The 22972-nt window shown below is 41.9% G+C and carries 18 protein-coding genes; 3 read left to right on the top strand and 15 right to left on the bottom strand.

Going from position 1 to position 22972, the window contains the following annotated elements; all coding sequences use genetic code 11:
* Positions 1-297: 297 nt before the first annotated feature.
* The 14 genes from mdoH to CWC17_RS17520 form a co-directional block, all read right to left on the bottom strand.
* A complete protein-coding gene (gene mdoH, locus CWC17_RS17585) occupies positions 298-2259 on the bottom strand; it encodes a glucans biosynthesis glucosyltransferase MdoH (RefSeq protein WP_138541449.1) in 1962 nt (653 codons plus the stop codon).
* On the bottom strand, positions 2231-3850 hold the full coding sequence (locus CWC17_RS17580; protein ID WP_138541448.1) for a glucan biosynthesis protein G: 1620 nt from the start codon (positions 3848-3850) through the stop codon (positions 2231-2233). The genes mdoH and CWC17_RS17580 overlap by 29 nt, the downstream gene beginning before the upstream one ends.
* A gap of 326 nt (positions 3851-4176) precedes the next feature.
* Positions 4177-6906, bottom strand: a complete 2730-nt coding sequence (locus tag CWC17_RS17575) for an ExeM/NucH family extracellular endonuclease (RefSeq protein ID WP_138614354.1) — start codon at positions 6904-6906, stop codon at positions 4177-4179.
* A gap of 130 nt (positions 6907-7036) precedes the next feature.
* On the bottom strand, positions 7037-8047 hold the full coding sequence (gene hemB, locus CWC17_RS17570) for a porphobilinogen synthase (protein WP_138614352.1): 1011 nt from the start codon (positions 8045-8047) through the stop codon (positions 7037-7039).
* 12 nt (positions 8048-8059) lie between these two features.
* A complete protein-coding gene (locus CWC17_RS17565; protein WP_138614350.1) occupies positions 8060-9907 on the bottom strand; it encodes a sensor domain-containing diguanylate cyclase in 1848 nt (615 codons plus the stop codon).
* Positions 9907-10677 carry a TatD family hydrolase gene (locus CWC17_RS17560; protein WP_138614348.1) on the bottom strand — a complete coding sequence of 257 codons (771 nt, stop codon included), beginning with the start codon at positions 10675-10677 and terminating at the stop codon, positions 9907-9909. The genes CWC17_RS17565 and CWC17_RS17560 overlap by 1 nt, the downstream gene beginning before the upstream one ends.
* Positions 10677-11207, bottom strand: a complete 531-nt coding sequence (locus tag CWC17_RS17555; RefSeq protein ID WP_138541443.1) for a hypothetical protein — start codon at positions 11205-11207, stop codon at positions 10677-10679. Before CWC17_RS17555 ends, CWC17_RS17560 begins: the two co-directional genes overlap by 1 nt.
* Position 11208: 1 nt before the next feature.
* Positions 11209-11949 (bottom strand): twin-arginine translocase subunit TatC, encoded by a 741-nt coding sequence (gene tatC, locus CWC17_RS17550; protein ID WP_138614346.1) that lies wholly within the window; start codon positions 11947-11949, stop codon positions 11209-11211.
* 48 nt (positions 11950-11997) lie between these two features.
* Positions 11998-12327, bottom strand: a complete 330-nt coding sequence (gene tatB, locus CWC17_RS17545; protein ID WP_138541441.1) for a Sec-independent protein translocase protein TatB — start codon at positions 12325-12327, stop codon at positions 11998-12000.
* Positions 12328-12332: 5 nt separating this feature from the next.
* Positions 12333-12587, bottom strand: a complete 255-nt coding sequence (tatA, locus tag CWC17_RS17540; RefSeq protein WP_055015555.1) for a Sec-independent protein translocase subunit TatA — start codon at positions 12585-12587, stop codon at positions 12333-12335.
* Between the two features lie 79 nt (positions 12588-12666).
* Positions 12667-14271, bottom strand: a complete 1605-nt coding sequence (gene ubiB, locus CWC17_RS17535; protein ID WP_138614344.1) for a ubiquinone biosynthesis regulatory protein kinase UbiB — start codon at positions 14269-14271, stop codon at positions 12667-12669.
* Positions 14272-14280: 9 nt separating this feature from the next.
* On the bottom strand, positions 14281-14964 hold the full coding sequence (locus CWC17_RS17530; protein ID WP_138541439.1) for a ubiquinone biosynthesis accessory factor UbiJ: 684 nt from the start codon (positions 14962-14964) through the stop codon (positions 14281-14283).
* An 11-nt stretch (positions 14965-14975) separates the two neighbouring features.
* Positions 14976-15731, bottom strand: coding sequence for a bifunctional demethylmenaquinone methyltransferase/2-methoxy-6-polyprenyl-1,4-benzoquinol methylase UbiE (gene ubiE / locus CWC17_RS17525; RefSeq protein ID WP_138614342.1), 756 nt, complete (start codon positions 15729-15731; stop codon positions 14976-14978).
* Between the two features lie 95 nt (positions 15732-15826).
* Positions 15827-16813: a GGDEF domain-containing protein gene (locus CWC17_RS17520; RefSeq protein ID WP_055015558.1), complete on the bottom strand. Its 987-nt coding sequence runs from the start codon at positions 16811-16813 to the stop codon at positions 15827-15829.
* Positions 16814-17169: 356 nt separating this feature from the next.
* On the opposite strand from CWC17_RS17520, the gene CWC17_RS17515 reads away from it, so the two are divergent.
* Together CWC17_RS17515 and CWC17_RS17510 are read left to right on the top strand one after the other, a co-directional pair.
* Positions 17170-18948: a DUF885 domain-containing protein gene (locus CWC17_RS17515; RefSeq protein WP_138614340.1), complete on the top strand. Its 1779-nt coding sequence runs from the start codon at positions 17170-17172 to the stop codon at positions 18946-18948.
* A 95-nt stretch (positions 18949-19043) separates the two neighbouring features.
* A complete protein-coding gene (locus tag CWC17_RS17510; RefSeq protein ID WP_055015560.1) occupies positions 19044-20525 on the top strand; it encodes an FMN-binding glutamate synthase family protein in 1482 nt (493 codons plus the stop codon).
* Between the two features lie 33 nt (positions 20526-20558).
* On the opposite strand, the gene mtnK is transcribed toward CWC17_RS17510, so the two are convergent.
* Positions 20559-21776, bottom strand: a complete 1218-nt coding sequence (gene mtnK / locus CWC17_RS17505; protein WP_138541436.1) for an S-methyl-5-thioribose kinase — start codon at positions 21774-21776, stop codon at positions 20559-20561.
* Positions 21777-21904: 128 nt separating this feature from the next.
* On the opposite strand from mtnK, the gene mtnA reads away from it, so the two are divergent.
* Positions 21905-22930: an S-methyl-5-thioribose-1-phosphate isomerase gene (gene mtnA / locus CWC17_RS17500; RefSeq protein WP_138541435.1), complete on the top strand. Its 1026-nt coding sequence runs from the start codon at positions 21905-21907 to the stop codon at positions 22928-22930.
* Positions 22931-22972: the final 42 nt, after the last annotated feature.

Below are 22972 nucleotides of genomic sequence, written 5' to 3'. Positions count from 1 at the left end.
ACTCATGCCTAAGAAGACATAGGCGTTTTTTATACACCCGATATGTGCGTTATACCAATCCTCAATAACACTTAATCATTTTCCGGGGCTAAACGTGTCGCTATCTGCGTTAAAAAAATTCTCATTTAGAACAACTAAATAGCGAATTCTTTGCCTTACTATCAACACGTTTTTCCATCCTCAAAATAGATCACTTACTTATGCGGATTGGTATAAAAGAGAAGTTATATCAGCTTATTTTAGGTATAAAAAAAGGAGCGTTCATGCTCCTTTTATATTTAATACGAGTACATTGCGCTAATTAAACTTCTTAATCGCTTTAGCTCTTAGCGCTTTCATCTTTGGCTGGCGAGGCTTATTAAAGCTTTGTATTGGCATAACCACTAAATGCTCTTTTGGCAGGGCTGGCACCGTTTTAGGGTATTGCCCAGGCTCTGGTACCGAAATCTCTTTTAAATGCACTTTAAGGTTGTTTAGCATAGGGTCGTTATCAACTTCGCTAGGGCAAATAAATATACCCATTTTACGCAGCTGTACCCCTAACTTAATACTACTGGTGTAGCGTATTATTGGTGCCCCAAGTAATAGGCCCAGTAATATCGGTGATAGCCACCAAAAGAATACTGGCGTAAAGTAATAGGCTGTAGCGCCCCATACTATAGCAACTAGAGTAGAGAAGAGGGTGTAATTAAACGCTTCTTTCCACGGTACCATTCGGCCTTCGCGTGGCTGTGCATCCCACTTAACTTTTTTACCTAAAAATACACATACTACAAAGTAAGCATGGAACACCATCATAAGTGGTGCCACTATAATGGCAAACACAGTCTCTATTATTGAGCCTAGTATTAATTTAAATGAGCCACCGAAACGCTTATTTCTGTGTATGAGCGTAACTATTACACCCATTAATTTAGGCACCAGTAATATAATAATGGTTAAGTAAAGCAATGAATCTATTAGATCTGTTTTAGCTATTTGCCACGTAGGGAACAACTGATAGACCCGGTTAAAGTAGACATCGCTATTTAAAGCACGGGTTACTGCATCTATGGTGCTTAAGGCCAGCATTGATAGCCAAATAAGCGATGAAATATAAGCGGTTGCACCCAATAAAAAGTGAAACTTACTCATTAGCTTTAATTTAGACGAACCTAGTAAACCAAGGTGCTGAATATTACCTTGAACCCAACGTCTGTCGCGTATGGCGTAGTCTAAAATGTTACTTGGCACTTCTTCGTAGCTGCCTTCAATATCGCTAAGTAAAAGTACATCCCAGCCTGCACTGTGTAGGAGTGATGCTTCTACAAAGTCATGGCTTAAAATTTCGCCACCAAACGGTGCATTGCCTTCAAGCGTAGGTAAACCACAATAGTTAATAAATGCTTCAACGCGAATAATGGCATTGTGGCCCCAATAGTTAGCTTTGTCGGTTTGCCAAAAAGCAGACCCCGTTGCCAGCATTGGGCTATAAAGCACAGAGGCGAATTGTAAAAAACGACCAAAGTAGGTGTCTTGGCGAACCGGAATAGGGATAGTTTGAATTAAACCCGCTTGCGGGTTTTTGATCATGCTAGTGGTTAGTTCTAGCATACATTTACCCGTCATTACGCTGTCGGCATCAAGTACAATCATGTGGTCGTATTGGCTGCCCCAGCGCTCGCAAAAGTCGGTTAAGTTACCTACTTTACGGTGTTTATTATCTTCGCGACGACGATAGAAAACCTGTTTTGCAGTATCACCTAAACGCTCACATAGAGCATGCCAAGCGCTTAGCTCGTTTTGTGCTATTTCAGGGTCTTGCGTGTCACTCAATAAATAAAAGTCAAAATTGGCAAGTTGCCCTGTCTCTTTTAGTGATTGTAAGCTCACTTCAAAGCCGGCGATAACACGGTGCGTGTCTTCATTATAAATAGGCATAACTACCGCGGTTTTTTGCTGGGCAAGCGCGGCATTGTCCAGCTCAATAGGCTTGATGCGCCTTAAGGTGAGCGGGTCAATACGAAATAATTGCAGTACAAACCCTATCGTGCCGCTACAAAATGCTGTAACAATCCACGCAAAGGTGATTGAAAATAAAACCAATAGCGCGTATTCAAGCAAGGTCATTCCGTTTGAGCTTAAAATCTCAAACATAATGGAGATGCCGTACCCTGAAACAGTGAGTGCTGCAATGGCAAATAACCATACGCGCAGTGTTTTGAATGGCATTGGTGTGCCTTTTCCTTTATTACTTGATGTCATTTGGGTACCAAACATAGCTCCATACCTCACTAATTTCTTTATCACGAAGTTTTAACGATAAACGCATATCTACCGGTTGATCGTCCTGAGGTGCAATTTTAAACGCTACTCGCCAACCAAGAGATTTAGGAAGTTTTTGCACTGTTACATCCCTTACTTCACCTGTTGTTAGCTGAATGTCGGCGTCAAGTGTTAGCTTTTCAGACAGGTTGTTTAAATCGGGACCTGCAAAGTCAACGGTAAATTGGCGATGGCTTTGCGGTGGTGGGTTATCTTCACCTGGCAGCGCTGCGCTACCAATACGTGTGCGTGTTACACGTGCTTTTTGATGCTGAGTTAAATGGGCGTTAAAAGTGCTCATTTTGTAGCTTAACTTTAATGAATCTCCCGCTTTCATTGGCTTTTCTGGCACCCAGTAACTAACTATATTGTCGTTTGTTTCAGTGTCTGTTGGTATTTCTACTAGCTCAACTCGGCCATTCCCCCACTCACCTTGTGGCTCTATCCATAGGCTTGGGCGGTCGTGGTAGTGTGCTTCAGTATCTAAGTAGTTATTAAAGTCACGGTCACGCTGTGCTAAACCAAATCCCTTGGGGTTGGTGTACGAAAACGAGGTGACGCTTAGCTGTGATGGGTTGTTAAGCGGGCGCCATACCCATTTATTATCAGCTGACTGGGTTAATAAGCCGTCTGAGTCGTGTACTTCTGGGCGGTAGTCATCAAAAAACTTAGTGCTGTTTTCACCGTGGTAAAACATACTGGTTAAAGGGGCTACGCCTAGCTTTTTAATATCTTTACGGGCAAATATTTGCATATCAACATCAACTAGCATGCTGGTTGTAGGGTCAATATCAAATTTGTAAGCGCCTGAAACCGATGGGCTATCAAGCAATGCAAAAATAGTGATGTTGGTTTGCTCAGCTTGGGGTTTAACAAGCCAAAACTCTTTAAACATAGGGAATTCTTCACCCGATGTTTCGGCGGTGTCGATTGCTAAACCACGCGCAGATAAACCATAAACTTGATTTGGCCCAACCACTCTAAAATAAGAGGCACCTTGAAACACCATCACCTCATCTTTGTACTCGTTTGTATTAAGTGGGTAATGTAAACGAAAGCCCGCATGGCCGAGCTGCGTGTCGGCTATGCTTTTTGCTATTTCGTCTTTTAATGGGGCAGCCGTACCATCGTATTGATAAAAATCAGTGCTAAACGGGAGGCGGTTACGTTTTGAGTCGCCTTCTACTGTATTAATTGTGACCGGTGTTTTATATAAAAAACCAGGGTGAAAGAGTTGCAGCTCATACAAGCCTTCATCTTTCCACACGGATTTTTCCTGCTTAAAGCGAATCGAGCGGTAATCTTGGTAATTAATGTTGTTTAGCGCATCTAGCTCTATATTTTTAGGAGGTGTGTATTCTTGTTCGGCTAATTTTTTAGCGCGGGCGCTTATTACTTCAAATAGGCTTTCTTGCGGAATTGCTGCATCAACACTTGCTGCTATTGCCTGCGTGCTATAGCCCCAACCAGAAAAAATAAAAAGAAGACCCAATAATGGCGTTGCTTTTTTCTGCCAAGTAGGAGGTGTTTGGGTTAATTGTTTCATTTTCATTCCTTTATAAAAACACGACTTATTTTTACGCTTAGGGTTAGTTACTTAACTACTTCACAATGGTGACGAATTTATAGTGCAACTTTTAATCCGCAAATGAAGTGTTTATATTTTCAACAGTTAGTCATATTGAAAAGGGTTCTAACTACGGCTTATGTGTAAAAATTACTCATTTAATGTATTTGTTGCGCGGCTAAATCGTTCAATAGTTAATAAGCGGTATGGAAGATATTAAGGGATGTTTACTGAAGCTTGTCTGAATTACATTTTTATAAACATAAAAAAAGCCGCAAAAATGCGGCTTTAAAACAAATCACTCGTTATTTTTTCTTAAATCTGCGCACTAGTGAAAGTGGCGCTAATAAAAGCGATAACCAAAGTAGTGAGCCTGAGTCATTATCGTCATCACCACGTAGGTTGTTGACTCTAACTACAACTGTTTGCGCTTCAGATACGTTACCTACACTATCTTCTGCTTGTACTGTCAGAGTAATACGGTTTTCAAACTCGTAATCTACTTCGCTTGCAACAATTAACTGACCTTGCTCGTTAATTGATACAGAATCGTTACCTGATACAATAAATTTAACCACAGGTGATACATCAGCGTTAGGGTCACTAAAATCAAGTGTACCAATGACTGTGCCTATTGCGCTGTTTTCATCTACTGTAAATATTTGATCAGGTGCAATTACCGGTGTTTGCTCTTCAGGTGTAAGTACCACCTCAGATTTTATATCAACAATAACTGGGTCGTGATCAGATGCACGGTATGGCCCTTCTGCGTATAGCGTAGATTGATGACCTTCGCTCTTATACTCTAGGTTGTAATCAAGCAAGATAGGCTCATCAGCATTGATATGCCAATCATTTGCTGCAACAACTTTGCTTAGTAAAGACTCGGTTGCTAAAGCATGATCAAGGCTACCTGCACGGCCAGAGAAGCTATAAGAGTAGCTTAGTGTATCGCCATCAAGCTCTGCGACTACGTTTTTATAGCCTTTCTCATCAAACTTACGGATTGGATCTTCCATTGCGTAAGCGTTCATATCACCAACAAGAATGATATCTTCATCATCTACGCCAGTAGGTTTGCTATCTAGCCAATCAGTAAACGCATCAGCAGCTTCGGTACGAATTTCATTCCAACATCCTTGGCCATCACCTAGGTCGTCGTTATTATCATCACCACAGCTTCCTTTAGATTTAAGGTGGGCTACAGAAACGGTAAATACTTCATCAGTTGAAAGTGACTTAAAGCTTTGCGCAATAGGTGCACGGTTGCTGTAATCAAATGGGTAATCAGTAGTAATAGCGGCTGTGCCTACCTCTTCAACTTTATCTGCGCGGTAAATAAGTGCAGTGGTAATTGCATCGGTACCAATTTGGGCTACGTTAAAATCTACAAACGCGTAGTTGTTAGCGCTGTCAGCATCGTTTAATGCATTTACTAAACTTGCTATAGCACTGAACTCACCAAAGCCGTCGTTTTCTATTTCCATTAATCCAACAACATCAGCTTGCATTGCATTGATTGCGCTCACAAGTTTTGCTTCTTGGCGAACAAACTCTTCTTCTGAGTCTGCACCACGGCTAGTAGGGAAACCACCGCCTTGGCCATCACCATTAAAGTAGTTAAGTACGTTAAAGCTAGCAACGCGTAAATCGGCCTCCTCACTTTGCTCCGGCGCATCTTCACGTGCATTAGTCGCTATAAACTGCGGTGTAACAGTTGGGTGAATGCGATAGGTACTAAAGCTGTATGCAACTACGCCTGTCACTGCATTTACTGTATCGCCAGTGCGTAGTGTGTTTTCTGCCGATAAACCAGCCGCAGGGTAAGCCGTTGGATCTGAGTTTTGAGCTGTAGAGCCATCATCTAATAAGATTTTTTTAGTTAAGTTAGCTGCTTCAACTGCATTTGCAGCATCGCCTGGTAAGGCAACTTGCGTGCCTTGGTATAAACGCTCAGTGGCAAGTTCTACTTCACCATAGCGACCTAAGCCATAGTTGTTTGTAACAACTAATGTTTGATCTAGGCTTACAAGCATACCTTCATAAGCTTCTAAGTCTGCTTGGCTATTTAGAGGTAAGCTTATAGAAGTTGCAGTAGCTACTTCGTCAGTACCACATACTGCAATTTGCGTTACATCTGCTAACTGGGTTGAATCATAGTATTCATCAACCGTACCTTGTACGCGAACGTGATCGCCTACATTTACATCGGTATCGGTGAAGTATACAAATAGACCTTCAGAGGTCATTGGGTCGTTATCTACATCTGCTGCAAGCGAGGTCACAAAGAAACCATCCAAGCCATCTTCACCTTGAAAATCAGCGGTGACAATACCTTCAATTTCAACAAGGGTATTAACTAATGGGCTTGCATCACCATCACCTTGTACAGCGCTAATCAGCGTTTTATCTGCGCCACATACAAGCGGTTCTAGTGGTTCTGGATCAGGGTCTGGCGCAGGAGCCGTACCACCGTCGCCAGCGTGTGAGCCTAAGCCGTCAAAGGTGTCAATATCAAACTGTTCCCACTCATCGCTCGGGCTAAATACTGAGGTTGAGTCAGTTCGACCTGTTGTAATGCTATTTTTTCTTCGTAAGGTTTTATTTTGAGTTTGAACGGTATCATCAGACCAAAAAGAGCCAGGATCAACACCCACTTGGCCAAAGCTGTCAACAACTACACCATCTTTAGTTAAAACAAGGGCATCGTCACCGTTGTAATAAGTTACAGTGCTCGTTGTGTCTGCAATATCAAGTACTTCAGCGGCTGCTCCGGGGTTTGAAATGATATAGGCGGTATTGGCAGCCAATGTGCCTGTTAAATCAATTGAGTTGCCAACCGAACTACTACCATTTGAATAAAGGCCTAACGTATACCCTTCAAGAGAAAGCTCGGTATCAGCATTGTTATAAAGTTCAATCGCTTTATTGTTGCTGCTGCCTTCAATGTATTCAGAAATGATTAGATCGGCGGAGGCTGGTGCACTGAGGCTCGCTAATACAAGCGCCAGTGGCGTTATTTTCGTTTTTAACATTTTTTATTATTCCCGTGTATTTAAATCCCAAAATGGGACACCAGTTTAGGCAATCTAAATGACAAAAAGAATACAAATATGTTAATGATTGTAAAAAAATTAAGGCGGCGTACCGCCTTTGATAACATGTTTACTTATTTTGCAGCCATTGCGCGGCCTGCTTGGCAAAATACGTTAAAATACCATCCGCTCCAGCGCGTTTAAATGCCAGTAAAGATTCCATAATTGTGGTCTCTTCACTCAACCAGCCGTTATCGATTGCCGCTTTGTGCATTGCATATTCGCCACTAACCTGATATGCGAAAGTAGGTACACCAAATTCATCTTTAACACGGCGGACGATATCAAGGTACGGCATACCGGGTTTCACCATCACCATATCGGCACCTTCTTGTAAATCAAGAGCCACTTCACGAATTGCCTCATCGGAGTTGGCAGGATCCATTTGATACGTTTTTTTGTCGGCCCCTTTCAAGTTACCTGCAGAGCCTACAGCGTCTCTAAACGGCCCATAATAGCTAGAGGCATATTTAGCTGAGTAAGCCATTATGCGTGTGTGAATATGTCCATCTGCTTCAAGTGCTTCGCGAATAGCACCAATACGACCATCCATCATGTCAGAGGGTGCAACTACATCTGCGCCTGCCTCGGCGTGCGAAAGCGCCTGCTTAACAAGAATTTCAGTGGTTATGTCATTAATTACATAATCTTCATCATCAATAATGCCGTCTTGGCCATGAGTAGTAAATGGGTCAAGGGCTACATCGGTAATAACCCCAAGCTCAGGAAAAGCTTCTTTTAAAGCGCGCACTGTACGTTGTGCTAAGCCATCTTCATTGTAGGCCTCTTCGGCCATTAAAGATTTTTTGTCAGCAGGGGTTACCGGGAATATAGCGACGGCAGGTACACCTAAATCAACTAATTCTTTAGCTTCTTCGAGCAGTAAATCAATCGATAAGCGCTCAATTGAGGGCATCGATTCAATTGCTTCACGGCGGTTTTTACCTTCAAGTACAAATACCGGAAAAATTAAATCATTTACCGATAGTTGGTTTTCGGCCATTAAACGGCGAGAAAAATCGCTACGGCGCATTCTACGCATGCGGGTATATGGGAAAAGGTCGAGTCCTGATTGGGCCATATTACTAAGCTCCTACTGTGGGATTGGAAAACTAATTACTTGATTTCGGCCATGTTGTTTAGCGAAATAGAGCGCTTTATCTGCGCCGTCTGTAAATAGCTCAGGGTTACTAATATCGTTTACTACAGCGCTGTTTACGCCAGCACTAATGGTTACTTTTACGGATGTTCCGGCTACGTTTACGGTATGATTCTCTACGGCTTGGCGAATTTTTTGGGCAATATCAACCGCCCCTTCTTTTGGGGTATTAGGTAGCAACACAACAAACTCTTCGCCGCCGTAGCGAGCCACTTCATCCAACGGGCGTTTTAAATGCTGTTTTATAATGTCGGCTACAGCGCGTATAACTTGGTCCCCGGTTAAGTGCCCGTAGTTATCATTTACGCGTTTAAAGCGGTCTATATCGAGCATAATTATACTCAAAGGCGTTTGTTCACGCCGAGAGCGACGCAGCTCCATCACTAATTTTTTATCAAAAAAGCGACGATTTTTAACGCCACTCAGTGCGTCTTCCATATTAAGTAGTTCAAGCTCGCGGTTTTTATCTTCTAGTTCGCGCAAAGTAACTTGTAACTCAAAGGTGCGCTCATCAACTAACGACTCTAATTCTTTTTGTGTTTGGGCTTGCAGCGCGAGTCGCTCGTTTAATAGTGTATCTTGGGCTGCATTTTCAGCAATCAAGGTTTGTTGAGCAATAACTTGTTCATCACGCTCTAAAATAAAGCGCTTCATAACGCCATAACATAGGCAAAATGTACTACTAAAAAAGCATATAAAAACAAAAGCTAAGCTACTTCTGCCTAAAGGGTATAAGCCAAATACAGCAACAATTAGGTACAGCATAACAAGTAAAAATAGTATAAGTGCAATTAGCAGTGCTTGAATCGGTTTTGCGGGCGTGTTTTGTTGGCAGATGTAGGTGCTGATCAAGCAATAAATAATGACAATTGGGGTCGCCAGCAAGCTAAAATAGGTAAACACTATACTAGGTAAAGCCCACATAAACAGCAGGCTAATAGCATAAATATTAGCAATAATGGCTTGCCATTTTAGTAGTTTAGAGGCTTTAGGTTGGCACAGTTGTTTTTGTAGCGGCACAAAAATAAGCGTAGTGAGCATTAGTAAAACAGGTATCATTATTTGCTGTAATGATGGCGAATTAGGATGGAAATAACGAGCGCCAAAGCCACACAAATAAGCCAGTAGCACCCCTAAGGTCAGCGTGATAATGCCAGCATAAGCAAAATACAATTTTCGTGAAAACCCATACAAAACCAAGCAACTCATGGCCAACGAAAATAAAAAACCAATAAGTAGACCGTAAATTAAATTAAGCTTACCTTTATGGGCTAAGTAGGCATCTTGTTGCCATAAAGTAAGCGGGATACGCAGCCCAGCAATGTTGCTTACCTTAACTATTACGGTACTCGTACTATTTGGCGGCAACCTCAATTTTGCTAATAAAGACTCGCTTTTTATTAGCCGTGATGAGAGCTTAAAGTTATCGCCAGTTTGCGTGTGGGAGAGCAGTGCTGAATTATAAAAATGAAAAATATGTGCTTCATTTAACAGCGGGTTGTCGAGTGACAGGATAGGGCTAACATTCTTATTTAAGGCGTTTTTAACCGTAAACTTTACCCATACAGGGCGTTGTTCAAACCCTAAATTTAATGGCTTATTGCTCACTGTTTGCCAGTCGTTAACCTCATGGTAGGCATTGTTTGCTGTGGTGGGCGTAAACGAATAGCTTAGGGTGTCTATTTTTATTGATTTAAAGTTGTCTGAAATAACAGGGCTTGCAACACTGCAAAATGCACAAAGGAGCATAAATAGGCTAAATAGCGCCTTTGGGCTTGTCATTAGCGACCCGCTATATCAAATAAGCTATAAAAGTTAGCCGTACTATGGGCGGCAATAGTACTTGGTTCAACGTTGTAAAGTTTAGCGAGTGTTTCACACACATAACTCAGATAAGCTGGCTCATTTTTACGTGATTTAGGTTTAGGGGTAATCGTGCGTGGAATTAAAAAAGGCGCATCGGTTTCTATTAATAACCGCTCAAGGGGGATACTCGGCACCAATTGTTGCAATGCTTTACCGCGGCGCTCGTCACACACCCAACCAGTAATGCCAATATAAAGGCCTAATGCTAAATAATGTTTAAGCGCTTGGGCATTGCCTGTAAAGCAATGCAGCACGCCACGTACGTTATAGTCAGCCAAAATATTTAGCATATCTTCGCTTGCGTCACGTTCGTGTAAATAAACAGGTAGGTTTAGTTTTTCAGCTAACGCTAACTGGCGTTTTAATACGCTGCGCTGAATATCGCGATTATAATCAAGCCCGCACTCGCCAATGGCAACAACGCAATCGTTACTAGCAAGCTGCGTTAAAGTGGTTTCAAGTTCATTGGTGGCGTCTTTGGCGTCATGTGGATGCACGCCAGCAGTAGAAAACTGATTATAGTGTTTAGCTAATGTAAGCGATTGTTCGCTGCTAGGCACATCGCAACCAATCAGTAACATCGCTTGCACGCCCGCGGCATTGGCGCGGGCAATAATGGCCTGATGCTCACCATCAAATTGGTGATTGGTTAAATTAACGCCGGCATCAACTAACGTGTAGGTCATTACTGAGTGCGCTTCACACGAATTGAACGGTTTTGACCATCTTTACGAAGTAAAAAAGAATTAAATACACCGCGGCTAATAACCACTGTATCCGACTCTTTTAATTTAAGGCTGTCAGAGCCGATTTGGCGCCATTGTTGACCGTTATCAAGGGTAATAATGAGTTCGCCATAAGGGGCTTTTCTCACTGATGATACTGATGCAGTGACGTTTTCGTCTTTATCTTTAGTGATCTCTTTATGCTCAAGGCCAAAATCATCTGCTTTGGTAGCAGGCGCAGCCTGTGATACAGCTGCAACTGGTGCGCTTACATTTGGCGATACATTCGTTACCGCTTTAGGTGGAGTTAATGTTTTTTTCTCACTAGGTTTAGTAAGCGGTTTACCTGCCACTGTGTTGTCGTAACATAGTAAACGGTTGAAATCGTTTTCAATAAAGCTACATGCTTGTAAAGCTTGTACGTTAATTTCTTGCGCTGCAAAGGTTGGCGCGCTTAGTAAAACCAGTAGTGAGAGTAGTTGTTTTTTCATTTTATTCCTCAGATTCCTGTTGTTCTTTAGCGCTATAAAATTTCGCTAAAATTAACCCTAGCTCAAATAAAAGCAGCATAGGAAGTGCTAATAATGTTTGTGATAACACATCGGGCGGCGTTAAAAACATTGCTACAACAAATACACCTACCACAATATACGGACGTTTTTGTTTTAAACTCTGTGTGGTTGTCGCACCACTCCAACATAGCAACATTATGGCTACGGGAATTTCAAATGCTACGCCAAATGCAAAAAATAATTTAAGTACAAGCCCTAAATAGCTACTAATATCAGGTGCTAGGGTCATCATTTGAGGCCCTACACTGGTAAAAAAGCCTAATATAATTGGGAGCACTATAAAGTAGCAAAAAGCAATACCACCATAAAATAACAAAATGCTAGAAGCTAATATTGGCATCAGCATACGTTTTTCGTGCTGGTATAAACCAGGTGCTATAAATCCCCAAATTTGATGCAATATCCACGGAATAGCGCCAAACAAAGCAACAAATAGCGTGAGTTTAAACGGTGCAAAAAACGGCGCCGTCACATCAGTAGCTATCATAGTGGCTGTGTTTGGTAAATGTGCAACTAAAGGAGCGGCTACAAACTCATAGATGTCATTGGCAAAATACACTAGACCAATAAATATTACTAAAATACTTAAAAGTGATTTAATAAGCCGATCGCGCAGCTCAATTAAGTGAGCGACAAACCCTGATTTAGCTTGTTCAGACATTATTTTTTATACCACGTAATAAGTTGACCACAAATAGGGGAATTAATTTCACTTTTTTTCATCGAGTTGTTCGTTAGATGACGTGCTTGAAGTGCTTTTATAGCTATGAGTAACCGACTGCGCTGCTTTTTGCAGTTCATCGACTGATTGCTGTAGCTCAGGGCTTAAATCTTTCAGCTCTTGTTGCTCTGCTTTTTTTAGGTTTTCGTGAAGCTCGTGTATGCGCAGCTCTTCACTCACTTCTGCTTTAACTGAGTTGGCCATCGATTTAACTGTTTTTATCCAGCGCATTACAGTGCGAATGGCAACGGGTAATCGCTCAGGGCCAAGCACCACTAGGCCAACAATAAAAACAACAACGAGCTCCCACATTCCCATATTGATTAAACCTTAGTATCGTCTTTGGTTTTTTCAGTATTTTGCCCTTGTGTAGGTGCTGCTTTTTGAGACTCTTGGATTTGTTCAGCTTTTTCGTTTTCAGTCTCTTTGGGTTGATCATCAGACATGGCTTTTTTAAAGCCTTTTACTGCACCGCCTAAATCACCACCCATACCACGCAGCTTTTTAGTACCGAAAAGAAGTACGATAATCGCTAAAACAATCAATAATTGCCAAATACTAATGCCGCCTAAACCCATGATTATCTCCAAATGATAAATGCTTAAATGTTTATTTTAAGTACTAATTATACGCCCTGTGGCACAAATAGCACTTAGTTTATGTGTTACGCCACGCCACGATAAAACTCACTACCGACGCTGCTAATGTTACGCCTGCCGCTATAAAGTCGTGCTGTAAATAACACAATGCCGACACAATCAGTGAAGCACTGCCAAACAGGCTAAGTACGAGCGCTTTATGTGACATTTTATTTGGCTGAGAGTGCTGCAATTGCGGACTACGTTTTAAATTTTGATAAATCAAATCAGGTAGTTCCGGCATTTTTTCAGCCCAAAATGGCAAGTTAGCATACATTTGTTTCATTACTGATAATGGACCAACTTGTTGTTTTACCCAATCTTCTAAAAATGGCTTAGCGGTTTTCCACAAATCAAGTTGTGGATAAAGCTGACGCCCTAAGCCCTCAACGTATAATAATGTTTTTTGTAATAATACTAACTGCGGCTGTACTTGCATGTTAAAGCGTCGTGCGGTGTTAAATAAATTAACCAGTACATGCCCAAACGATATCTCAGCCAGTGGCTTATTAAATATAGGTTCGCATACGGTACGAATCGCAAATTCAAACTCTTCTATGCTGGTATCAGGCGGAACCCAGCCCGAGTCAACATGTAGCTGAGCCACTTGGCGGTAGTCACGATTGAAAAAGGCGATAAAGTTTTCAGCGAGATAACGCTTATCTTCTTTGTTTAAGGTGCCAACAATACCGCAGTCGATACCAATATACATGGGGTTTTCAGGGTGCTCGCGAGAGACAAATATATTGCCTGGGTGCATATCAGCATGAAAAAAGCTGTCTCTAAACACTTGCGTAAAAAACACTTCTACACCGCGCTCAGCCAGTAATTTCATATTGGTATTTTGCGCAATTAATGACTCGGTATCCGAGACGGGTATGCCGTAAATACGTTCCATAACCAATACATTACTGCGGCTGTAATCGCTATAAACAGTAGGGATATATAATGAGTCAGAGCCTTCAAAATTACGCTTAAGTTGTATGCCATTTGCGCCTTCGCGCATTAAGTCGAGTTCATCGAGTAAGGTTTTTTTATACTCTTTGACCACTTCAACAGGGCGTAACCTTTTTGCTTCGCTGTGTACTTTGGCAAGGACTTTAGCGAGCTTTTCCATAAGGGCTAAGTCGGCATTAATTTGGGTTTTTATGTTTGGACGAATTACTTTTATAACAACATCTTGGGTATTGTTATGGGCATCAACTAGCGTTGCAGTATGTACTTGTGCAATAGACGCTGAAGCTAATGGAGTTTGCGAAAATTCACTAAATAATTGGCTTATATCGCTAATTTCGAGTGACTTTTCAATTATTTTTTGGGCAAGTTCGCCTTCAAATGGCTCAACTTGATCTTGTAAAAAGGCAAGCTCTAACGCAATGTCGTGCGGGAGTAAGTCTCTACGGGTAGAGAGCATTTGGCCAAACTTAATCCACACAGGGCCAAGCTCTTGTAAAGCTAAGCGCAGTCGCAAGCCCGCTGGCTTGTTCTTGTGCTGGTTACGTAACCAAAATAAACTACCGCGCGCAATTTTAGCGTACCACGGTACTTTTTGTTTTGGTATTAACTCATCTAATCCGTAGCTAAGTAATGTTTTAGTGATGTAATACAATCGAGCAGTCGACACAAAAAATCCTTAGCGGTTGCTAGTGTTAGAAGAGTTGATTAATGCATTTATGCGTTGTTCAATAGCGGCCACCTGCCCTTTTAATGCTCGGTTTTGTTGTTTAAATTGTTCAAGCTCTAAAGGGTGAATAGTTACAGCGAGCTCATCTTGGCATAGGCTGGTTAAAGTGGTGCTAATTTGCTGACGTGTTTTACGCTCTTTACTGCGTAAAGCGTTTAGCTGTATGTAAAGTTGTTGTGCGGGCACATCGCCAATATAGTGCGATAGTTGCTCAGGCCAATCTATATCTAGGCCAGAAAATGCGGCACTGTAAGCCTGAGCGACGTTTAAGTCGCCTTGCAGGTCTAGCTTATCTTGACGAATGAGCTGTGTCAGCATAGCTGGGTCTTTAAGCGCCATGAGTGTATCTATATCGGCGCTGATCATACACTCTGCGCTATCTTCATCGGTGGCGCTGTAAAGGTGTAATTGTTTACCATCAAAGGTTAATGCTATTTGCTGCTGCCAATTGCGGATTTCGACCTTTAATGGTTTGTGCTTAACGGCACTGAGCTTATCTATCAAGGTGGCGTCGAGTTGCAGTACCTTATTGAGTACTCGTTCTACAAGCGAAAGTACAAAATTAGGTAACATAAAAAACTGCGAATCGGGTTTTGCTGCGACCACATGTTCGCTTTTTTGCTCAAACGCCATAACTGCCTACCTTAATATTTAAAACCACGGTGCAGTGCAACAATACCACCGGTTAGGTTTTGATACGTTGTTTGTTCAAAGCCTGCTTCTTCCATCATTGCTTTTAAGGTTTCTTGGTCTGGGTGCATACGAATTGACTCAGCTAAGTATTGGTATGACTCACTATCGTTTGCCACTACTTTACCCATAGTTGGTAATAGATTGAACGAGTAAAAATCGTACGCTTTACTTAAAATTTCATACTCAGGCTTGGAGAACTCTAATACCAATAAACGTCCACCTGGCTTTAAAATACGGTACATAGAGCGCAGAGCTTTGTGTTTATCGGTTACATTACGTAGGCCAAAGGCAATCGTGATCACATCAAAGCTGTTATCTGGAAATGGCAGCATTTCGGCATTCATTTGTACGTAGTCGATATTGCCAACTAAACCCAAGTTGTGCAGCTTTTCACGGCCCACTTTTAACATAGACGAGTTAATATCGCCTAAAACCACTTGGCCGGTATCACCGACGAGTTGGCTAAATTTTGCTGTTAAATCGCCAGTGCCGCCTGCTAAGTCAAGGACGTGGTGGCCTTTGCGCACACCAGAGCTGGCTATAGTTTGACGTTTCCATAAACGATGTACACCAAAAGACATTAAATCGTTCATGACATCGTACTTTGCTGCAACCGAGTGAAATACGTCTGCAACCATTGAGGCTTTATCGTTTTCGGCTACGGTTTTATAGCCAAAATGCGTGGTCTTTTGCTCTGTTTCGTTCATGATTAGTCTCTATCGTGGCAATAAAGACTAGTGTACTTGATTGTATACTGCAGGTGCAATTTGAATATGATTTATCAGGTAATTTAGCGTAAAACCTAGTGACCAGCTGTAAAGCTACTTTGCCCCAGTGAGCGTGCTTTAAATGCCGCTTGCGAGGCTTTTTTAGCTAACTGGTTAAAGTCATCATTTTTGAGTTGCTGCGCTATACCTAAAGATAAGTTAATGCCAGGCAGCTTGGTGCCGCTTTTTGAGCTAACAAAACGAAGTTTTTCTACGCCATTACGCACTTTTTCAGCAATAACATTGGCGGTTTCGGGGTCTATATCTGGCAGCAATACGGTAAATTGATCCTTTGCTGTGCGCCCAGGTAAACCACTTTGGAAGACATATTTTTTTACTTGTTTAGCCACTTTGTTCAATATCACTTCGCCAATGATGTCGCCGTAATTATCTACAAAATGATCTAAATTATCTATTTGAATAGCAATTGCGCAAATTGATTTGTCTTGCCTGCTCCATACTTGGGTTTGCTGTGTTAAATAATGGCGTTTATACAGCCCCGTTTGCGAGTCAATAATGTGTTGCTTACGTAATTGCGCTAGCTGCTTTTGGGTTTTTTCGTGCAATTTTTTTGCTTTGAGTAGCTCGTGTTTAAAGTGCTTATGCTGCTCAAGCAAGGTAGCAGATTGCGTGTTTAACGTATCGAGTGCTTGGCGGCTTTGCTCTATATTGTTCTCATCAAGCGAATGCATGCACTCACTTACTTGGCCGGCAAAGCTAGTAATTTGTTTTTCGGTTGATTGCGCATTGCGTGATAGCGAGTCAATAACTCCGTTTACGTTATTGATCATCGCCACTTGCGTGGTATGCCCTTCGTTTAAAAACTCAAAGTAGAGCTGCTCAATAAAAATACTATCGATATGCGCTTTATTAGTAATGGCTTCGTCTATGGTGTTATTTAGCTCAGTATTTACTTTACTAATGTAGGTATAAGCAACGTGATAATTTAGCGGGGAGGGGGGTAGCGTATGACGTTCTAAAAACAAGCATACATTCGTCATTTTTTCTTGAGCTACAGCCATGGAATCATGGAACATCATTTTAACTACCAACTAAGTACGCATTAAATTACACATTAAAATAACTCTTCAATGAGGCGGTAATGCATCCAAGCTTTATTGTTTTTTACTACAATAATCGTTAAGAAGGCTATTTAAAAGTAAAAACCAGTATTAGTGAACTTAAATTTTTACTTTTGCAGCCTAATAGCTGATTTTATCATCAAAGAGCACGTATTTAGCTTAATTTAGGCTGTTTCAGCTTGTGGTGGCTGGCTCCAACTAAGCGTGTGTGATTGAGATTAATCGCATTTGTCTTGCTATTTACTCAGCCTACGATAGTTTTGTGAAATCTATTGTATGGTTAAGTAAAAACTAAAATGAATTATTCCTTACCCCCGCGAATTTGCCGCACACTAATAGCACTATCACTTTTTGGTACGCTAAGCGCCTGTACATTAACAAGCACCAACGCTAACACACAATTTGAGCAAGTGGCGCAAAGTATTGTTGATTACCGCCAAAGTGTTAATCCCTACACACACCCAGAAGGGGTTGATGGCTATTTATTACCAAATTTATCGGCTGAATTTTTAAAGCAACAATACGAGGAAAAAACAGCTTTATTAAGTCGCTTAGATGCAATTGATAGCGACCAGCTTTCAAGCGAAAACAGTATTAACCTCAGTATTATTCGTGCGCAAGTACAAAACAGTGTTGATGAATACGTATTTAATGCGCACTACATGCCGTTAACCTCTGAGTATGGGTTTCATTCTAGCTTGTCTTACATGATTAATAGTTCGCAGTACAAGCAACCGCAACAGTTAGAAACGTATTTAGCTCGCCTTGAACAAGTACCACGCTTTTTTGAGCAAAATATACACTGGATGAAAAAGGGGCTCGAAACGGGACTTACTCAACCACAAGCGGTACTAGCAGGGTATGAAGACTCAATAAGCGCATACATAGTGGATGATGTAACACAGTCAGACTTTTACTCCCCGTTTAAAACGAACACGGCAGGGCTAAGTGAAAACGACTTTAAAGCGCTGCAACAAAAAGCTAAACGCATCATAAAAAATGATGTAATTGCTTCCTATAAAGCGTATTTAACATTTTTTACTACGCAATATAAGCCCGGTGCGCGCACTGCAATTGGTATTTCGCAAACTCCAAATGGCAAGGCGTTTTATAAAAACCGTGCCCAGTATTATACCACCACCAACATGAGCATTGATGAAATACATCAGCTGGGGTTATCTGAGGTGGCGCGTATCCGCAGTGAAATGGAAGAAATAATAAAAGAAGTCGGTTTTAAAGGCACATTTGCCGAATTTATTCACTTTTTACGTACCGATCCGCAATTTTATGCCACCACCCCAGAGCAGCTTTTAAAAGAAGCAGCTTATATAGCTAAAAAAATGGATGCGCAACTACCTAAGTTATTTCATACATTGCCGCGTATGCCTTATGGCGTTGCGTCCGTGCCTGAGAGTATAGCCCCAAAATATACAACTGGGCGCTATGTTGGCTCGAGCCGAAGCGATCAAGCGGGCTATTATTGGGTTAATACCTACGCGCTAGATAAGCGCCCGTTGTATGTATTAGAAGCACTCACTTTACACGAAGCCGTACCTGGTCATCACTTGCAAATATCACTTAATGCAGAGCTTGAAAACTTACCAAGCTACCGCCGCGATGCTTATCTTTCGGCTTTTGGTGAAGGCTGGGGGCTTTATTCTGAATACTTAGGTATAGAAGCCGGTTTTTACCAAGACCCATACAGCCGATTTGGCCGTTTAACTTATGAAATGTGGCGTGCAGCACGTTTAGTGGTTGATACCGGTATGCATATGTACGGCTGGAGCCGCGAACGCGCTATGAACTTTATGAGCGAAAACACGGCGCTTTCATTACACAATGTTAAAACCGAAACTGACCGCTACATTTCATGGCCAGGGCAAGCGTTGTCGTACAAAATTGGCGAGCTGACTATCAAGCGTTTACGTACAGAAGCTGAGCAAGCGCTTGGAGCGCGTTTTGATATACGTGAGTTTCATCATCAAGTTTTACGTCACGGCTCAGTGCCATTATCTGTGCTTGAGGAGCAAGTGCGTTTATACATAAAAACTGAGCTTGAAAACACGCAAAGCTAATTCTCAAAGAGTATAAACCTTGAACAACGATAGGCGTTGTGTCATTTTGACGCAACGCCTTTTTTATTTTTAAAAACAGCCATCAAGGGGGTTGGATGAGCGATTTTATTATTTTTAGTATTGATGTATTTGCGAGCATTTTTATCGTTGCACTGGGGTTAATTGTTCTTACCGTTATTGTTTTTTATTTTCGTGATATTACCCAAACAAAGCATGCAATTAGACGAAATTACCCAGTAATTGGCCGCTTTAGATACTTTTTTGAGCGCCAAGGCGAGTTTTTTAGGCAGTACTTTTTTGCCCTCGATAGAGAAGAAATGCCGTTTAACCGAGCAGAGCGTAGCTGGGTGTATCGTGCTGCAAAAGATGTCGATCGTACCGCTGCATTTGGTTCCACGCAAAGCTTAGAGGTAACAGGTACAGTGATGTTTATGAATTGTGCGTTCCCTACCTTAGATGAGGAGGCGCTTGACCCAAGTAATGTCACCTTGGGCCCTTATTGTAAAACGCCGTATACCACCAACTCATTGTTTAATATATCAGGTATGAGCTTTGGTGCGCTCTCAAAACCGGCTGTTAGAGCGTTATCAAAAGGGGCAAAATTAGCCGGCTGCTGGATGAATACCGGTGAAGGCGGGCTGAGCCCTTATCATTTAGAGGGCGGCGCCGATTTGGTGTTTCAAATTGGTACGGCTAAATATGGTGTGCGTGATGAGCTTGGAAATTTAAGTATCGATAAGCTAAAAGAAATAGCGGCGCATAAAAGCGTAAAAATGTTTGAGCTTAAATTAAGCCAAGGTGCCAAACCAGGTAAAGGCGGTATGTTACCTGGTAAAAAGGTTAATGCTGAAATTGCTAAAATAAGGGGCATTCCTGAGGGCAAAGATTCAATTAGCCCAAATGGGCACCCAGAGATTAAAAAACCCAGCGACATATTAGATATGATTGCCACGGTGCGAAACGCCACAGGTAAACCTACCGGATTTAAAGCGGTTATTGGTGATTACACTTGGCTAGAAACGCTATTTGCAGAAATAAACCATCGCGGGCTTGAATCTGCCCCGGATTTTATCACTATTGATAGTGCCGATGGGGGTACGGGGGCTGCACCTCAACCATTACTCGATTCGGTCGGGTTACCGCTGCGCGAAAGCTTACCGTTGGTTGTTAATATGCTTGAAAAACATGGCTTAACAGGGCGGGTTAAAGTAATTGTATCGGGTAAGTTAATTGTGCCCTCTAAGGTGGCATGGGCGCTTGCTTTGGGTGCTGATTTTGTTGTTTCTGCTCGTGGCCATATGTTTGCGTTAGGCTGTATACAGGCCATGCAATGTAATAAAGACACCTGCCCAACCGGTGTCACTACCCATAACGAGCGGCTACAGCGTGGGTTAAATGTTGCCGATAAAGCCCAGCGAGTTGCCAATTACAATAAATATATTCATTACGGTGCTGGCTTAATTGCCCACTCATGTGGTGTAACGAGTGCGCGGGAATTAAGGCGTAAACACGTGCGTATAGTACAAGAAAGCGGGCTGTCGGAGCCACTTGATAAAATTTACGAAAATTACCACTAATAAGTAGTAATAAAGGCGCTTTAGCGCCTTTTGTTAATTTAGCTGGCTTATTAATAAACTAAAAAATGCCTCTTTATTGTCGCAGCGTTTGGCATTTAAAATGAGCTGCTCACCTAAGTTCAGCGTCTGTTTTTGTACTGCAAGGCGCGTAGTTTCATCTTCAATACTGTCAATATCAACTACATGTGCAAGCCCTATGGTGCGCCTAATTAGTTCTGTACCACAATACCCTATGGCGTCTTGTAATACGGTTTTCATAAAATACTGTGGGTAGCCTTGGGTATTGAGCGTTTGATCTGTGCTGTGGTTGGCTACTAAAGTTAGCCATTGGTGCTCAAATAAATTATAGCTTTCAACAATGCAGCTGAGTAAATACGTTTGATAGTTTCGCCTCGCTACAAACTCTTCAATATGGCCTGCTTGGGCGCAGTAATTTAATAGTAAATTGCCAATAAAAGAGCCTATATCAAAGCCAACAGGACCAAAAAAGCCAAACTCAGGGTCAATTACTTTAGTGGTATTGCTATCTACAAAAATACTGCCGCTGTGCATATCGCCATGCAGCAGTGTTTGTGGGTTAGATAAAAAATTTGCTTTTAGTTTTGCAACTTCTAACTTAAGCGCGGTGTTATCACGAAGAGCTTTCACCTGCGGAACTAGCTGCACAGAAAAATTATTGCGCTCGTGATCTATGTACGGATCGCTAAAAAATAAATCTTCAGTTATTTGGCAAAGCTCAGGGTTAGTAAATTGCTGTACTAGTGCTTTTTTATGCTGAGCGGTTAGGTAAAAATCAGAATTATAAAACCCAGTATGGCTTAAATACGTTGCGACGTGCTTGGCTAATTTAGGAAATTGCTCCGCATTATTTTGTGCGGTTCGCAATATTTGTAAGTGGCCTAAATCTTCTAAAATGGTGAGTGCGTAATCTTGATTATAGTGCAGTATTTTAGCAGTGCTTTGCGGGCAAATAGCACCGTGGTTAAGTAACACTTGTGCCTCAATTCGGGCTCTATCAAGCGTGAGCGGCCATGATTCACCTACACAACGAGCATACGGCAATGCTTGCTTTAAAATAATACTGTTATGGTGCTCATCGCTAATTCTAAATACTAAATTAAGGTTACCGTCACCAAATTCGTATGCAGTTAAGTGTGCGCCAGCTTTAAAAAAATCATACTGCTTAGCGTCAATTAGCGAATTTACATATTCAATAGCGCGTTGTGCATTAAACGCAACATAATTAGCCATAGTGAGATCTCAAATAACCATTTTAGGGATTCTATACTTTTAAATGTTTAGATGTCTACAGGTCTAACTTGAGAGTTATTCAAACTGATGTAAAATAGCCTTACGCATTTTATTTAAGCAGCCCCATCATGCAAAACCTAATCGCAAGCAGTTTAAAATATGAAAACGGCACATTAAATGTGCTTGACCAGTATTTACTTCCTCATCAGCAGGTATGGCACGAATGCCATAGTGTTGAGACGATGAAGGAGCTGATCGTTAGTTTAAAAATTCGTGGTGCCCCATTAATAGGCTTAGGTGCGAGTTTGCTCGTTGCCCACTTAGCTGAGCAAGGCGCTACAAAAGCGGCGCTTGGTGATGCAATTAATGAGCTGGAAGCCACACGCCCAACGGCGGTTAATTTAATGCATTGCATGGCCGCATTACGAAAAGCGCTTAAGCAAAGTGACTTTGTAACTAATATAGTAGCCACTGCCGAGCGCCTATTTATTGAAGACATTGAGTTATGTGAGCGTATGGCAACGCGCGGTGCTGAGCTTATAAACAGCGGCGATAATATCTTAACTCACTGTAATACCGGTGCATTAGCGACTGCTGGTATTGGCACAGCGTTAGGTGTTATTTATAAAGCGCAGCAGCAACATGGCAATATACATGTATGGGTGGATGAAACGCGCCCATTATTGCAAGGTGGGCGCTTAACCGCGTTCGAACTTGAACGCTGGCAAGTGCCTTACACGCTTATTTGCGATAACATGGCTGCCAGTCTAATGGCCGCAGGCCGGGTTGATAAAATAGTGGTAGGGGCTGACCGTATTGCTGCCAATGGCGACTTTGCTAATAAAGTAGGCACGTATAATTTAGCTGTATTGGCCCATTTTCATGGTATTCCTTTTTATGTTGTCGCGCCTTTAACTACGCTTGATACACAAACGACTTGCGGTAGCGATATAGCAATAGAGCAACGCAGTAGCGCAGAGGTACGTGGCGTAAGTGGCAGTTTTGGTACGGCGCTGTGGGCACCGACTCATGCCAATGTGTATAACCCCGCATTTGATGTAACACCTGCAAAATTAGTAACAGCGTGGGTGTTAGATACCGGTGTTTACGATAAAAATGATGTAGAGAGTGGGGCGTTAACAGCGCTTAAGTAGTTTTTAAACACTGCCCCACTTGCCCCTTCGTGGAGCGGTGCT

The sequence above is a fragment of the Pseudoalteromonas sp. S3785 genome (genome assembly GCF_005887365.1).
GTDB lineage: Bacteria > Pseudomonadota > Gammaproteobacteria > Enterobacterales > Alteromonadaceae > Pseudoalteromonas.
The sequence above is the reverse complement of the archived record's forward strand: the minus strand, read 5'-3'. Positions and strand labels throughout refer to the sequence as shown.